This window comes from Lishizhenia tianjinensis (assembly GCF_900116425.1).
GTDB lineage: Bacteria > Bacteroidota > Bacteroidia > Flavobacteriales_D > Crocinitomicaceae > Lishizhenia > Lishizhenia tianjinensis.
Genome location: NZ_FPAS01000003.1, coordinates 310440 through 325083, shown reverse-complemented (window position 1 = coordinate 325083; position 14644 = coordinate 310440). Strand labels below are relative to the sequence as shown.

General features: G+C 37.1%; 11 protein-coding genes. 6 read left to right on the top strand and 5 right to left on the bottom strand.

Features of this window, described 5'->3' with window-relative positions; genetic code table 11:
- Together BM327_RS11205 and BM327_RS11200 are read right to left on the bottom strand one after the other, a co-directional pair.
- Positions 1-984, bottom strand: a complete 984-nt coding sequence (locus BM327_RS11205; protein ID WP_090249570.1) for a bifunctional heptose 7-phosphate kinase/heptose 1-phosphate adenyltransferase — start codon at positions 982-984, stop codon at positions 1-3.
- Complete coding sequence (locus BM327_RS11200; protein WP_170853745.1) at positions 985-2178, bottom strand: pyridoxal phosphate-dependent aminotransferase; 1194 nt, start codon at positions 2176-2178, stop codon at positions 985-987.
- Positions 2179-2401: 223 nt separating this feature from the next.
- Between BM327_RS11200 and BM327_RS11195 the strand changes: the two genes are divergently transcribed.
- Positions 2402-2923 (top strand): DUF7935 family protein, encoded by a 522-nt coding sequence (locus BM327_RS11195; protein WP_090249567.1) that lies wholly within the window; start codon positions 2402-2404, stop codon positions 2921-2923.
- A gap of 66 nt (positions 2924-2989) precedes the next feature.
- Complete coding sequence (locus BM327_RS11190; RefSeq protein WP_139230347.1) at positions 2990-3652, top strand: hypothetical protein; 663 nt, start codon at positions 2990-2992, stop codon at positions 3650-3652.
- Between the two features lie 248 nt (positions 3653-3900).
- Here BM327_RS11190 and ispF read toward each other — a convergent pair whose 3' ends face one another.
- The 3 genes from ispF to porU form a co-directional block, all read right to left on the bottom strand.
- Positions 3901-4380, bottom strand: a complete 480-nt coding sequence (ispF, locus tag BM327_RS11185; protein ID WP_090249558.1) for a 2-C-methyl-D-erythritol 2,4-cyclodiphosphate synthase — start codon at positions 4378-4380, stop codon at positions 3901-3903.
- Positions 4381-4384: 4 nt separating this feature from the next.
- The gene (gene porV / locus BM327_RS11180) at positions 4385-5671 is read right to left on the bottom strand and encodes a type IX secretion system outer membrane channel protein PorV (protein ID WP_090249555.1); all 1287 of its coding nucleotides are present in this window, start codon (positions 5669-5671) and stop codon (positions 4385-4387) included.
- 65 nt (positions 5672-5736) lie between these two features.
- A complete protein-coding gene (porU, locus tag BM327_RS11175; RefSeq protein WP_090249551.1) occupies positions 5737-9558 on the bottom strand; it encodes a type IX secretion system sortase PorU in 3822 nt (1273 codons plus the stop codon).
- Between the two features lie 183 nt (positions 9559-9741).
- On the opposite strand from porU, the gene BM327_RS11170 reads away from it, so the two are divergent.
- The 4 genes from BM327_RS11170 to BM327_RS11155 all read left to right on the top strand — a co-directional run bounded on the left by BM327_RS11170 (position 9742) and on the right by BM327_RS11155 (position 14643).
- Entirely contained in the window at positions 9742-10716 is a 975-nt protein-coding gene (locus tag BM327_RS11170; RefSeq protein WP_170853744.1) for a PorP/SprF family type IX secretion system membrane protein, read from the top strand.
- Positions 10717-10794: 78 nt separating this feature from the next.
- Entirely contained in the window at positions 10795-12819 is a 2025-nt protein-coding gene (locus BM327_RS15910; protein WP_211664735.1) for an SUMF1/EgtB/PvdO family nonheme iron enzyme, read from the top strand.
- A gap of 53 nt (positions 12820-12872) precedes the next feature.
- A complete protein-coding gene (locus tag BM327_RS11160; RefSeq protein WP_090249541.1) occupies positions 12873-14162 on the top strand; it encodes a UDP-N-acetylmuramoyl-tripeptide--D-alanyl-D-alanine ligase in 1290 nt (429 codons plus the stop codon).
- A 1-nt stretch (position 14163) separates the two neighbouring features.
- Positions 14164-14643, top strand: coding sequence for a hypothetical protein (locus BM327_RS11155; RefSeq protein WP_090249538.1), 480 nt, complete (start codon positions 14164-14166; stop codon positions 14641-14643).
- Position 14644: the final 1 nt, after the last annotated feature.

Here is a 14644-nt window from a genome sequence, read left to right as displayed (position 1 = left end):
TCAGTACAATTTTGTAAGCTCTTGATGCAATCTTTCCTTATCTATAGAGACCACACCAATGTGTTCGCAAACCAAACCACCAGCTAGGTTTGCAATTTCGGCGATTTGTTTGTTGTTACAACCCGCTGCCAAACACAAGGTAGCTACGCTAATTACTGTGTCTCCTGCACCGCTTACATCGGTAATGTTTCTTTTGTGTGCTGCAACGTAAGTTTTATCTCCGTTCTCCTGAATAAATACTCCATTCTCCGATAAGGTAATGAAAGTTTTATCGCAATTCAATTTTTCTCTTAGTGCGTTAACAGCACTTTCGAATTTATCTCGTTCGCTAAAGTTAAATTGAACGTCCAAGCCTTCTTTTAATTCTTTGAGGTTGGGTTTGAACAAAGTAACGTTTTCGTAAGCAAAAAAGTTCTTTTTCTTAGGGTCTACCGTAGTAGGAATGTTTTTTTGGTTGGCAAGTTCTACGGTTTTACGTATTACTTGTTCTGTTAAAACACCTTTATTGTAGTCCTCTAAAATGATAGCATCTACAGATTGGGTGTTTAAGAGGTTTTCTATACGGGCGATTAAAGCATTTTCTTCGCTGACATTAATGTCAGAACTGTCCTCACTGTCTATGCGTAAAAGTTGTTGGTTATTTCCAATAACTCTTGTTTTTACGGTAGTCATTCTACTTTCTGAATGAATAATTCCTTCAGTAGAAAGTTCGTGTTCTTCCATGATTTGAGTCATGCGAACACTATTCTCATCTGTACCTATTACGGCACACAAAATAGCTTGAGCTCCAAGAGCTCGCAAATTGAGCGCAACATTAGCTGCTCCGCCCAATCTATCTTCTTTGGCTTGGAAATTTACTATGGGTACTGGTGCTTCCGGACTCACACGTGTAACGCTTCCCTTTAAGTAAGCGTCTATCATCATATCACCTATAACCAGTATTCTTTTTTCTGTAAAAGATTGTAGTAAACTATCTACCTCCATTTATGCCAATTTTTCTAATGCGTTTGCAATTCTATTCATCGCTTCTGTTAATACTTCTTCAGAAGTTGCGTATGAAATTCTAATACAATTAGGATCTCCAAAAGCTTCTCCGGTTACAAGGGCAACAAGTGCCTCTTCTAGCAAGTATAAACTTAAATCGCTGGCTGTATTTATAGTGTATTTACCGTAGCTCTTTCCGAAGAAAGATGAAATGTCTGGGAAGAAATAAAAGGCTCCTTCTGGCTCATTTACCTTTACGCCAGGCATAGCTGTTAAGGCTTCTAATACTAATTTACGTCGCGCTTTAAAAGCCGTTTTCATATCATCTAATACTGCAACATCTGCATTTAAAGCTGCAATGGTAGCACGTTGTGCAATACTGTTGGTACCACTTGTAAATTGACCTTGAACCTTCGTACATGCCGCCGCAATATGAACTGGTGCAGCGATGTAACCAATTCTCCAACCTGTCATGGCCCAAGCTTTAGAAACACCATTAATCGTAATTACTTGGTCTTTAACATTGTCGAATTGTGCCAAACTCTCGTGTTGTCCCACAAAGTTGATGTGTTCGTAAATCTCATCACTAATTGCAGCAATGTTTGGGTATTTGGCTAAAGTATCTGCAATATCCTTTAATTCTTCTTTACTGTAAACAGACCCTGTAGGGTTACAAGGAGTAGAGAACATCATCAATTTTGTTTTAGGCGTGATGTGCTCTTCTAATTGTTTGCCTGTAATTTTAAAATCAGCATCGATATCTGCACTTACGATTACAGGAATACCTCCAGCCACTTTAACGATTTCTACATAAGAAACCCAGTATGGTGCAGGAATAATTACTTCGTCTCCAGGGTTAATCAATGCCATAATAACATTGGCAATAGATTGTTTTGCACCTGTAGATACAACGATTTGATTTTTATCGTATGATAAACCATTGTCTCGCTTCAACTTATTACAGATAGCCTCTAATAAATCATCGTAACCTGGTACCGGAGTATATTTGGTGTAGTTTTGCTCCATCCCTTCAATGGCTGCAGCTTTAATGAAATCAGGCGTGTTGAAGTCAGGTTCTCCTAAACTTAAAGAGATTACATCTTTACCTTCAGCCTTTAGTTCTCTACTTTTACGTGACATTGCAATGGTTGCAGATTCTTCCATTGCCAATAGTCTATCCGATAAATTTATCATTTCGATGTATTTTAAAAATGCAAATCTAAAAAATAAGTATTGCAAAGGGTACAAGAAAAAGGGAAGTTTTAGACCTTAAAATCAAAAAGGTAGAAAACATTCTTTTTTCGTTGAAAATTAAGCGTAAAAAAGGGTGAAATAACTACTAATTTAACAGGAAGTGGAAAAAAATAAAATCTTCTGTTACTTTAGCAGAAATTACAGTTATTATCTAAAACTATATATGGAAGCTTTTATCCCTTTTTTAATTGCCTTATTGGCGGCAGCAGGAATGGTTGTGGTTGTTTACCTTTTTTTACAAAAGTCGGGTGAACGAGAAATGAGGTTGTTGAACCTCGAGTTGAAAAAAGAGAGACAGGAGCATTTTTTGCCCTCGAAAATTGAAGCTTACCAAAGGGCTGTACTTTTGCTCGAACGAATTTCTCCAAGTAACTTGGTAATGCGATTACATAATCCAGGCTTACCAGCCAAAGCCTTGCAAAGTAAATTTTTAGAATCTATACGCGAAGAGTTTGATCACAACGTTGCGCAGCAGATTTTTATTACTACCAAAGCCTGGGAGATGGTGAAGGATAGTAAAGAAGAGTGCATAAAAATTATCAATATTGCCGGACAAAATTTACCAGAAACTGCTACCGGAATGGATTTGAGTGCAAAGGTTTTAGAATTGGTTGCAGAAATAGGAGAGTTACCGACAGATATTACAATCAAATATTTGAAGGACGAGTTACAGGCAAGTTTTTAAGTGTTGTTTTCTGTTAAAAAAGGCTAGAGGATTTTAGGAGATTGAATTATTCCTTACCTTTATAATATGCGACATTTTATACTAATATTTTGCTTGGTAGCCACTGCTTCTGTATGGGGCCAAGCAAGTAGTGATACCACTAAAACAACCACTCCGAAAGATACAACAGAACATTTGGTTCAGCTATCGGGTATAGTTGTTTCTTGGGATAGTTTGGAGAATATTGCCTACGCAGCTATCTATAATAAAACTACGGATAGAGGTGTGATTTCTGATTATTACGGTTTTTTTAGCACAGTAACCCGACCAGGAGATACACTTTTGTTTTCGGTTTATGGATTTAAAACCTCAGCGTATATAGTACCAGATACCTTAACGATGGACAATTATAATATGATACATATTATGAATCCGGATACTATAGAATTTGCTCCCGTTGATATTTACCCTTGGCCTTCTCGTGAAGATTTTGCAAGAGCCTTTGTGGAGATGGATCCCTATGATGATGCCCTGAAGAAAGCACAGCGACAATTGTCTGGAGAAGCTTTGGCTTTTGTAGCCGCTAAATTACCAACGGATGCCAGTTTGAGTTATAATATAGAGCAACAAGCGCAGCAAACCAGACTTTACAGAGATATGGGAATGGCGCAACCAAATAACTTGTTGAACCCTGTGGCTTGGAGTAATTTTGTTAAAGCTTGGAAAGCAGGTGAGTTGAAAAGAGAATAAAGAAGTAAGCTTGATATTTATAAAAGTGTGAGTCTATGATTTACACTTTTTTTTGTGCTCTTAATTTTTATCTGAACTTATCCGTTAAAGATAGGAGCGGTAGCTTTGCACAGCTGATCCCTATTGAATGCTGAAGGAAAGAAAGCGACCTTGTGAAGCTTTGTTTACGATGTGATGAAAAGGGCGAGGATGCGTGAACTATAGCGGATAGCTTGCCCCCCAAGTAAGCTTGGGGGGAATCGGCCTTATTAATGTTTTTCTAATAAACAAACAGCATAGCATTTGATAGCTTCACTGCGTCCGAAAGAATCTACCTTTTCGTGGGTAGTTGCTTTGATGGAGATATTTTCAACTTCAGTTTCTAAGATCTCGGCAATTACTTTTTGCATTTTTTCTATATGCGGATTTACCTTTGGGTTTTCAAGGATGACTGTACAATCCAGGTTTCCGATTTGGAATCCTTTTTCCTTAATAAGTGCATAGGTGTCTTTCAAAAGGATTTTCGAGTCTATGCCTTTGTACTTGGGATCTGTATCTGAGAAGTGAAAACCAATGTCTCTAAGATTAAGCGCACCCAACATAGCATCGCAAATGGCGTGGAGTAGGGCATCTGCATCGGAGTGACCAACAGCTCCAAAGTCTGCGTCTAGTTGAACTCCTCCAATAAATAAATCGTATCCTTCTCTAAGCTGGTGTACATCTACACCAAAACCTATTTTAATCTTCATACTTTTAGTCTGTAATTTCTCCTTTTGCTCCGTAACTGTTTCCGAAAGCCCAGGCTAAAGAGAAACGTAGAGTATTTGAAAGTGGACTTTGTTGACGTAAGGATACCAGGTAAGAGAAGTCAAACTTCAAGGTGTTGTATTTCAAACCAACTCCAAATGTAAAGTGCTGACGAGAACCTTTGTTTAAGTTTTCATAGAAGAATCCGGCACGTGCAGCGAATACATCATTGTACCACCATTCACCACCTGTTCCTATCATGATCTCTGCAAGTTCTTCTTTCAAACGCGTTCCTTTTACAGTTTCGTATTCACCTGCATCGTTTACAATGAAGTCTCCGTTTTCGTCGGTTGCCAATACCCCTGGTGCATCATAGAAAGATTGAAGAATACCAGCAATAACCCCAACGTTAGGATCCATTCCTGAAGCTAGAACTTGCGAGCCACCTTCTAGATTTACGTAAGTTGGAGGTGTTGGAATTAACAATTTAGAGATGTCTGTATTCCAAGTAATGGTGTTGAATTTGTCAATGTCAAAGGTTAAAGCAGCACCTAATTTTAAATTAGTTGGCAAGAAATCTCTGTCGTTTTCTGTTGTGTACTGTATTTTGTTTCCTAAGTTATTTACTGTTAAACCAAAAGCCAAGGCTCCGTTGGTGCTACCGTATTTTACGTTTTGATTAAAGTAAGAAAACGAAAGGTCTGCTGCACCTGCAATACCCGGTGTAGTTATTGAACCTGGAGCAGATTGTCCGGCCGTTAAATTTGAGTAAATAAACTTACCATTTAAACCTAAAGAGAACTCTTCGTTTAATTTAAAAGCGTACGCACCTAAAATTTCGAATTCTTGAGGAACGTGTGTACGCGTTTCCATAGCGTTTTCATCGGTGAAGGTTATTTCTCCTAAGTTGAAATAACGTAAAGATCCACCTACTGTACTTCTACCGTTGAGTTGTTTGTAACCCGACAAAGTTGAGATACTTACATCATTGGTAATACTTCTTAACCAAGGGGAGTAGGAAAGTCCTATAGCTCCGTCGTCTTCTGAGAATGAAAGCATAGAGGTGTTCCAAAAAGTTGAAGCGTAAGTAGGAGAGAGTGCTGTACCAGCGTCTCCCATAGCTCCAGATCTTGAGTCTGTAACGATTTGTAAAAAAGGTACAGCTGAAGTTATCGTATTTAATTGAAGGTCGTCTTCAGTTTTTACATTTTGACCTCCGTTATCTCCTTGAGAGAAAACACTTCCTGAAATGAAAAGCGATGTGGCTATAAAAGCTAAATATTTTTTTGTCATTATTTTTTGCATTCAAATGAGCTTGGACAAATATACGGATTTACCCAACCTTTATTGTGTGGGGCTTATAAAAGATATAATTTTTCTATCACACTTGTCTCCTTGCCGTCTGCTGTTCTAACCTTTATTTTATAGATATAAAGTCCTTTCGCAAGTTGATCTCCGAATTCATCTAATCCATCCCATTTAATACCCTCCGATCTAAAACCGTCTGTTAGAACCTCTTTATTAATGGTCTTAACTAAGATTCCACTTACAGTGTAAATTTCAATTTGTGTTTCCAAAGAGGTGCTTACTTGGTTGTGTTCAAAAAAGAATTCTGTGCTGGTAGTAAAAGGGTTGGGATAATTCAAGACGTGCTTTAATGCTATTTCCTCTTTTTCTTGAACGATAAATTCTATGGTTTTTTCGCTAGAATTATTGTTTACATCCCACGCTTTGAAGGTAAGGGTATGTCTACCGGGTTCTAACCTGTTTAATTGATAACTCAATGTACCACTCTTATAGGTGTCTAAATCGGCTTCGTAAAAATCGTTTAAGACGATGAGTTCCTCTGATTTTTCATCAATGATAACTGTGATGTTGTGACCTATACCGTTTCCTACAGTGTTGATTCCACTTTCGTCAAATAGGGTAGCTTTAAGAATAGGTGTCTCATCACTTAAACCTCCATTTACAAAAGATTCGTCGTTCAAGAAAACTTCAATTTCAGGACCTATATTATCGTCAATTCCATTGGTGTCTATACCTCCTACATAGAATAATTGATTTTCTCCACCGGCCGACTGGGTTGAATTGTAGAAGTAATCACTCGCCTTTCCAAAACCGAAGTTGTAATTGATGTCTTTAGGAACGATGAATTCGTAGGAGAATTTACCATCAGTAACAGTGCTTTTTCCTTTGTATAGTTTGTTGACTTGTTGTTGGTATAAGGTAGGAGATGCTAAATCATTTCCTAGGGTTAAATAATCTTTTTTCTTATCGAAAATAGTATTCTCAATAACTCCATTGTAAGAGAAAGGATTTCCATTGATATCTTCTAAATGACCGCTAACACGTGCTGTAGATAAGGCTCTTAATGTATCTGCATAGGTATTGATGTTGTAGCCATTGATAGAGTCAATCACAACTTTATGTCTAGGCAGTGCAAGTCTTAAAGCTGGGTCACCAATTAAAGTGAAACATCTTTTGTTGCCTGTAGTTGCCGCTTGGTTTTTCGTTAATCGAATAATTTCACCAAGGGTTTGAGGGTTTCCATTGTTATCTGGCTTAAACACATTCTGGTAAAAAGCAATGTTGATAATAGAGTTTACATCAATATAGACAGATCTTGTAGTTGTCATTAAGGCTATTGCTCCTCCTTTTGGGTTAAGGTAAAGGTATTCCCCAGCAGAAATGACTTTGTTGTTGTCAAATCGTGTGAACTCACAAGTTGCACTCACAAATAAGGGGAGTCTATCAATATTTGTCAACGCATTGATTTGGTTATTAGTCAGAATTCTCTCTTGGGCAAGTCCAGCCTCACCACCGTGACCGATATAGGTCATTACCAAATTACCACTTGCGAAATTTCTATTGATCATTTCATTCACTTCGGGATATCTTTCACCTGCCGCTGATGTTTTTTGGGTAAATGCATCCAAGTAAATTTTGTTCGCATTCATCATAGGGTGATTCGTTTCAACATAATTGAAGAAAGGTTCTATATCTCCGGTTAGAAAGTTGTCACTTGTTTTGTCCATGTCATCTGCAATTAAAGCATAGTTCAATCTCCATGAACCTTGTGTAGATGAGTATCCGTTGGCGTCAGTATTACTAGAGCTTGTTGCAAACAAATTGGAGCCATTTTTCATGTAATGTTCAATCTTATCTACCATTTGTTTGGCTTGTAGTTCAGTAGTTACAATCAATCTTCCTATAGCTATATCTAAATCATCCGAGCTGCTCATACCTTCATTATCGCCCAATAATCCAAAGTAATCATCAGATACTTGAGAAGTGATGTGGTGTTCGGAATTTAAAGCTTGATAGGTAGGAATCATGTTATTATTGTCTTCAACTCTGTTTTTAGGGTCGTAAGTACCATCACCAAATAAACACATGTATTTGGGCATAAGGTTTGGGTCACCATTTGCTCTGTCGTAAAACATTTTTGCAAACATTCTGATCGCAGTAATATCGGGTGCTCCACCAGAAAATTCGTTGTATATATCATTGATGTCTACCAAGTGATAAGATAGACCTTCAGACTCATGTAATTTTGCTAAACGTAAAGCTTGAGCCTTAAACAAGGGGTGAGTTATGATTAAATAGTCTGCATATCCTAAACCATGTAAATCTTGGTTGTTTACTTTTTCAATAAATGAAGGAGTGAGGTAATTGCCGTTAAACGCAATGAACTCTCTTAAACTGTCTGCATTGACAGAGAAGGAGTAGGTATTCCCATTTACATTGCCATTTACTAGAGAGGGTTGGGTATTATCTGTTACTTCCCAAATTTTGTAAGCAGAACTATAGTTGCTGATTTGGAAATTAGCAATGTTTCCGTTCCCGACACTTTGTATATCTCTAAAGTCCATCTGATTTTCAACTAGTTTAAGTTGTCTTTTTACATTGACTTCTAGGAAATCGAGATAGGCGTACATAGAAGGTAGATTTCTGTTCAGGATACAATTCAGGGTGATGTTTCCAGAAGTCGGAATGAAATCTCCGTTGGTAACACTTACCACTTTTCTACCGAAGGCAGTTTCACCACCTGTCCATGAATTTATTGTATTACTCGAAATTGTATTTCCATTGTAGTTAACGTCAAAAGTACTGGTATTGTCACCACTATTATAAGCTATGGCATATCGCAAAGCTGCAGGAGCATTAGGGTCTACGTTGGGTAGGTTGAAACTAAAATTTTGAGATAATTCAACATCGAATTTTTCGCCGTACCATCTTCTACCCGAGTGAATAAGATTTACTTCTTCTTTTTCATGACGCGCAAAATCATTAAAACTTGTAACCGTATGTGTCGCGGCAGCTGTTGTTGTTTGCGCGTTTGAAATACGAAGAGGTGTTTCTGAAGCATTAATGTTTATAAAGTAGGCGCTATAATCAGAATAGTGATTTTGAATACGTTCGAAACCAATAGATCCTAACCTTTGCCATCGATTTGGTCCTTTTCCATAAAATAGAATTTTATCTCCTGGGTCAAAAGAACCATCGTTTCCTCCAATTACCTCAATGGCATTTTTTATAATGTCGTCTGGTCTGTACAAATAATTTTCATAAGGAAGTTCTCCAAAGCCGTTACCGAAAATATTGATATGATCAGGATTCAGGTTGTTTACATTAACTCCAATAGATTGCAAAAAATCATAGGTGATAACATGAACACCATCTTGGGTAACTTTTATTTTGTACCAATCTCCAGATCCAGGCTGAAGAGCCGAGTGAGCTTTAAAGTCTCTGTTTTTTGCAGGGGCGAAATAATTAGGGTTTTCAGTAGCCGTAACAGATGTGATTTTACGAATGTTGCTGTTTACCTTTATATAAGGAGATAGTTTTACACTTTCAAAAAGCTGTTCTCTGTTATCAGTAGTGTTTCTTTTAAAAACAAAGGCATCCGGAATATTTATGTTTCTTTCATTGAGCTCTTTTATTTCGGAGGTACTGGCAGGCACACTTGTATAGCTAATGAATTGCAGCGCCCAGCTTTTTGATGATTTTTTCATCTTCCATTCGTAGAAGACATCTTGGTCTTTATATGTGATATTTTGTGCAAGTAAAGACGGGTCGTCTGTGTTCCAGTCAACTGTAATTGTAATTTCTCTTTGACTCCAAAGATTAGTTCCGAAGAAAAGAACTGTAACCCAAAGCAAAAACTGTCGTATCATCATGTGTCCTTAAAGCGATTTATTAAGTAATTGTAGTGCAAGAAAAGCGAATATGCTAATTTAACAACAGTAAAACGATAAATTGTTAGGGATATTATAATTTGATAATTCAAATTACCTCAATTCTGAATTTTTTTTGTAACATTGGAGGTTTTAAACGCTATGTTAACGCATCAAAACGTGCAAATGACTATTAAAATAATTAAAAAAGGCTTGTTTTTCCTACTGTTCACGTTAGTGACGGTGAATGCAAATGCTCAGGATCCACAGTTCTCACAGTTCTATGCGAACCCTATTTATTTGAATCCTGCTTTTGCAGGAACAAATGGTTGTCCGAGAGTAGCTGCAAACTACCGTAATCAATGGCCAAGTTTATCAGGGAATTACGTTACTTATTCAGCATCTTACGATCAGTATTTCGATAATATTAATGGTGGTTTTGGTGTTTTAGCAACACATGATCAACAAGGTCAAGGAACTATACAACACTCTACCTTGAGTTTGATTTATTCTTACCACCTAAAAGTGAATAGAAAATTTACTATGCTTTTTGGTGCAAAAGCTACTTGGAATCAGAAATTTTTAGATTGGAGTAGGTTAACTTTTGGAGACATGATAGATCAGCGTAGAGGTTTTATCTACGGTACAAATGATGTTCCTCGTGGAGGTTCAGTAGGATTTTTTGATGCGTCTGCTGGATTTGTAGGTTATACGGAGACATTTTTCTTTGGAGCTTCAGCTCACCATTTAAACAGACCAAATGAATCTGTTATCGTGGGAGAAAGTAAAATGCCGATTCGTTACAACGCCCACGTTGGAGCAAAAATTCCTTTAGGTTCTAAATCGCAGTACAGAAACGTAACCACTATAATGCCCAACGTTATTTTCCAATACCAGCAAGGTTTTGTTGAACTAAACATTGGTACTTACGTGAAGTACGGAGTATTTACAGCTGGAGCTTGGTTAAGAAATAGAGATGCCTTTATTTTAAGTGTAGGGTTAGAATCTGATAATTTTAAAATTGGATACAGCTACGATGTTACCGTTTCTCAATTGAACAACGGTACATCAGGAGGTGCACACGAGGTGTCTTTAGGGTTGAATATCAACTGTACTAAAAAGCCACAAAGATTTAGAACAATTAGTTGTCCTTCATTTTAATAAAAAAATAGTGTAACGTTTATTTGAATAATCGTTATTGAAAGTAAATTTGCAAGAATTAAATTAGAAACTATAGATATGAGAATTCTAAAATATATGTTCGGAGCAGCGGCCTTAGTTGCTTTGGTAGTTTCATGTAAGGTGAATGATTCCTCTTCAGCTACTGGATGGGAATACAATAACCCAGAGATGGGTGGATTTGAGAAAGCGCCTTTTGAAGAACAAGAACAAGGTCCAGGTTTAGTACTAGTTGAAGGTGGTACTTTTACTATGGGTAGAGTAGAGGATGATGTAATGAAGGATTGGAATAACCGTCCGAGAAGAGTTACAGTTTCTTCTTTTTACATGGACCAAACGGAGGTGACAAACTTCCACTGGTTAGAATATTTGTATTGGACAAAACGTGCTTACGAAACGTACCCAATGATTTATAAAAATGCTTTGCCAGATACGTTGGTATGGAGATCTCCATTAGCATTTAACGAGAAGTACGTTGAGTATTACTTACGTCACCCAGCCTACAGAGATTACCCTGTAGTAGGTGTTTCTTGGTTACAAGCCAACGAATACTGTAAGTGGAGAACAGACCGTGTAAACGAGTGGATTTTGATCCGCGAAGGTTTATTGGAATTTGTTCCAGACCAAGCAGATGGAGAAACATTTAACACAGAGTCTTACTTGGCAGATCAGTATGACGAAGGTGTAATTGAAGAAGATCAATTAGATGACTACAACCCAAATAACTTAACGGGTAGAAAAGGAAATAAGCCAGGAAAACGTAAAGTGAGAATGGAAGATGGAATTTTATTGCCGCGTTACAGACTACCAACTGAAGCGGAGTGGGAATTTGCTTACTACGGTTTAATTGGAAACTTACAAAACGAAAATGCTGAGTTAATTACAGAGAGAAAGCAATATCCATGGAATGGTCACTGGGTTCGTCAAGACAATGAAGAATTTACAGGAGCTATTAGAGCTAACTTCGTAAGAGGTAGAGGAGATTACATGGGGGTAGCTGGTAACTTAAATGATGCTGCAGATGTTACAGCTCCAGTTACGGCTTACTGGCCAAATGACTACGGTTTATACAACATGGCAGGTAACGTTGCAGAATGGGTATTAGACGTTTACAGACCTTTATCATCTGAAGATTTTGATGAATTCAGACCTTTTAGAGGAAATGTATTCAAAACGAAATTGTTGAACAACGAAGGTGTAGTTGATGCTAAGAACCAACAGGTAATGTATGATGTTCACGGTATGAAGGAATACTTAAACGAATTCGAAAGAGTACGTTTCCAAAGAGTTTCTGCAGATTTACACAATCCAGAAGATACTGTGATTCCAGTTGGGATCAACAAAACAAACGAGTCTGAGTTCCCAGTGAAAAGTGGTTATGCTCCAGATCCATTCTACGTATCTCAAGGATTTGTGAAGGATTCAATTGAGTTATCTATCATTCGTCAAATTAACGAGGTATTAGATATCGCTGTTGATAGAAAAAATAGAAAGTACGACATTGAAGCTTCTATGATCGTTCAAGAAAGAATTTTCGATGAAATCTTTGCTGATGAATTAAGAGAAGGACCAGACGGAGAAGTTTACGCTTTCGAAATCATTTCTATCTTAAGAGACGGTTTTAGAGAGTTTATTGAAGATGTACCTGGAAGATTGAGATACAGAAATGTTACGGAAGAAGAGAACATCGGTAGATTGAACTACAGAAGAGATGATTACATTGATTACTTAGATGGTGATATTGAAAGCTCTATTTTCTATGACAATGAAGAGCGTAAGAATGATATTAACCAGGCGAAGAGAAACCCAGATTTAATCATGTACCAGAATACTTACGAAGAGTACAACTTAACGGGACAAAAAGTTAAAGCGGGTGGTGCAAACACGGCATCTTGGCCAACAACATTAATCTCTGACAAGTCAAGAGTTTACAAAGGAGGTTCTTGGAGAGATAGAGCTTACTGGTTAGTTGGTGGTAACAGAAGATTCTTAGATGAAGGGCAAGCTACAGATTACATCGGATTTAGATGTGCGATGGATAGAGTAGGTTCTCCAGTAGGAATTGGATACCAAGATCAGAAGTAATTCAAAATAAAATTATTAGGCCCTGACATTCGTTTGTCGGGGCTTTTTTATATATGGAAAATTTATTTGAACTATTCTATACTTGTACGGGTGTGAGTATAGATACACGTAAGTTGGAAAAAGGTGTTATGTATATAGCACTAAAAGGCGAAAATTTCAATGGTAATAATTATGCAGCTCAAGCCATAGAGAATGGTGCAAAATATGCGATAGTTGACGAAGCAGAATTTGCCAATGGTAAAGAAATATTTTATGTTGAGAATGGTCTGAAATTTTTACAAGCATTAGCAACCAATCATAGACGTAAAATGGGGATACCTGTTTTAGGAATTACGGGGTCAAATGGTAAAACTACAACCAAAGAATTGGTGTATACTACCCTTTCTCAGAAGTACAATGCTATTGCTACGGAAGGAAATCTTAATAACCATATAGGTGTCCCTTTAACCCTACTTAAGATTAAAGAGCAACACGAATTTGCTGTGGTTGAAATGGGAGCCAATAAACCCGGAGATATTCAAGAGTTGTGTGAAATTGCAGAACCTAACTATGGAATTATTAGTAACATAGGAAGGGCCCATTTGGAAGGCTTCGGATCTTTACAAGGTGTGATAAATACCAAGACAGAGATGTATAGGTATATCGCAAAGAATAGAAAGGAAGACAGTGTTTTATTTTGTGATTTTAACAATGATATCTTAAGGGACAAATTGCCAAGTGATTTACCTGTTGTTTATTATAATGGGGGTGATGTAAAGGGTGAGTTATTAGGTTTAACTCCCTTTGTTGAGATGAACTATAGTTATGACGGGTATACTTCTCCACAAATTAAAACTAAAATAATCGGAGAATACAACTATCTGAATTTACTTTGTGCGGCGGCGATAGGAAATTATTTTGGTGTAAATGATGAAGCCATACAGGCAGCTTTAATGAATTATATACCGAGTAATAACAGGTCACAAGTTGTACAAACAGAGCGCGATAATACATTGATTTTAGATGCGTATAATGCGAATCCAAGCAGTGTAAGTTCTGCCTTACAGAGTTTTGCCAAAATGCAAAGTAATGGTAAAGGTAAGGTGATTATTCTAGGGGATATGCTAGAACTGGGTGAGGAGAGCAATGTGGAACATCAGAAAATCGTTGATCAAGTTAAAGCCTTAGGTATAGAGGCTTATTTTGTTGGACCTATTTATAATGCCTTAGAAACAAGTATAGATTCTTTCATAAGTAAGGAAGAAGCTGTAAAATATTTAGAAAATAAAGAACTTAAACAAAAACATATATTATTAAAAGGTTCTCGAGGAATAGGATTAGAAACATTAAAAGAAATATTATAAGATGAAGAAATTTATTGGTGCATTTATAGGTTTGTTAGCGAGTATTCAAGTAATAGCATGTAGTTGCTTACCCATTGATACACTTACACAGAAGGAGTACGAGGAAGCCGCTGATATTTTTATCGGTAAAGCGATTCGAGTGGATACCTTGCTAGAGCAAAATGTAATCGCAATAACCTTCAAAGTGAAAAAGGAGATAAAGGGAGCGGAAACAAAGGAGGTTATTGTAACAACACCTATTAGTTCGGCAGCCTGCGGATTAAGTATTTCAAAGGGAGATGTATGGTACATCTTCGGATCTGTAAAGAATGGTCAATTAAGGGCGAATATGTGTGGAAGACATAAGGACTTGACAAAAGCGCCATGTGGGTTGTTTTCAAAGGAAAAGGAAGCAATTAAATACGAGAAAATCCGATACAAGGAAAATAAAGCAAGTATCAAGAAGGAGTTAGATCTTATAAGTACAATGAAAAAAGGTTAGC

What these genes read in the sequence shown, in the direction of transcription:
- ispF (WP_090249558.1), bottom strand. Translation starts at nt 4,380, where the DNA reads ATGAAGATTAAAATAGGTTTTGGTGTAGATGTACACCAGCTTAGAGAA.
- porV (WP_090249555.1), bottom strand. Translation starts at nt 5,671, where the DNA reads ATGACAAAAAAATATTTAGCTTTTATAGCCACATCGCTTTTCATTTCA.
- BM327_RS11205 (WP_090249570.1), bottom strand. Translation starts at nt 984, where the DNA reads ATGGAGGTAGATAGTTTACTACAATCTTTTACAGAAAAAAGAATACTG.
- BM327_RS11195 (WP_090249567.1), top strand. Translation starts at nt 2,402, where the DNA reads ATGGAAGCTTTTATCCCTTTTTTAATTGCCTTATTGGCGGCAGCAGGA.
- BM327_RS11190 (WP_139230347.1), top strand. Translation starts at nt 2,990, where the DNA reads ATGCGACATTTTATACTAATATTTTGCTTGGTAGCCACTGCTTCTGTA.
- BM327_RS11200 (WP_170853745.1), bottom strand. Translation starts at nt 2,178, where the DNA reads ATGATAAATTTATCGGATAGACTATTGGCAATGGAAGAATCTGCAACC.
- porU (WP_090249551.1), bottom strand. Translation starts at nt 9,558, where the DNA reads ATGATGATACGACAGTTTTTGCTTTGGGTTACAGTTCTTTTCTTCGGA.
- BM327_RS11160 (WP_090249541.1), top strand. Translation starts at nt 12,873, where the DNA reads ATGGAAAATTTATTTGAACTATTCTATACTTGTACGGGTGTGAGTATA.
- BM327_RS11170 (WP_170853744.1), top strand. Translation starts at nt 9,742, where the DNA reads ATGACTATTAAAATAATTAAAAAAGGCTTGTTTTTCCTACTGTTCACG.
- BM327_RS15910 (WP_211664735.1), top strand. Translation starts at nt 10,795, where the DNA reads ATGAGAATTCTAAAATATATGTTCGGAGCAGCGGCCTTAGTTGCTTTG.
- BM327_RS11155 (WP_090249538.1), top strand. Translation starts at nt 14,164, where the DNA reads ATGAAGAAATTTATTGGTGCATTTATAGGTTTGTTAGCGAGTATTCAA.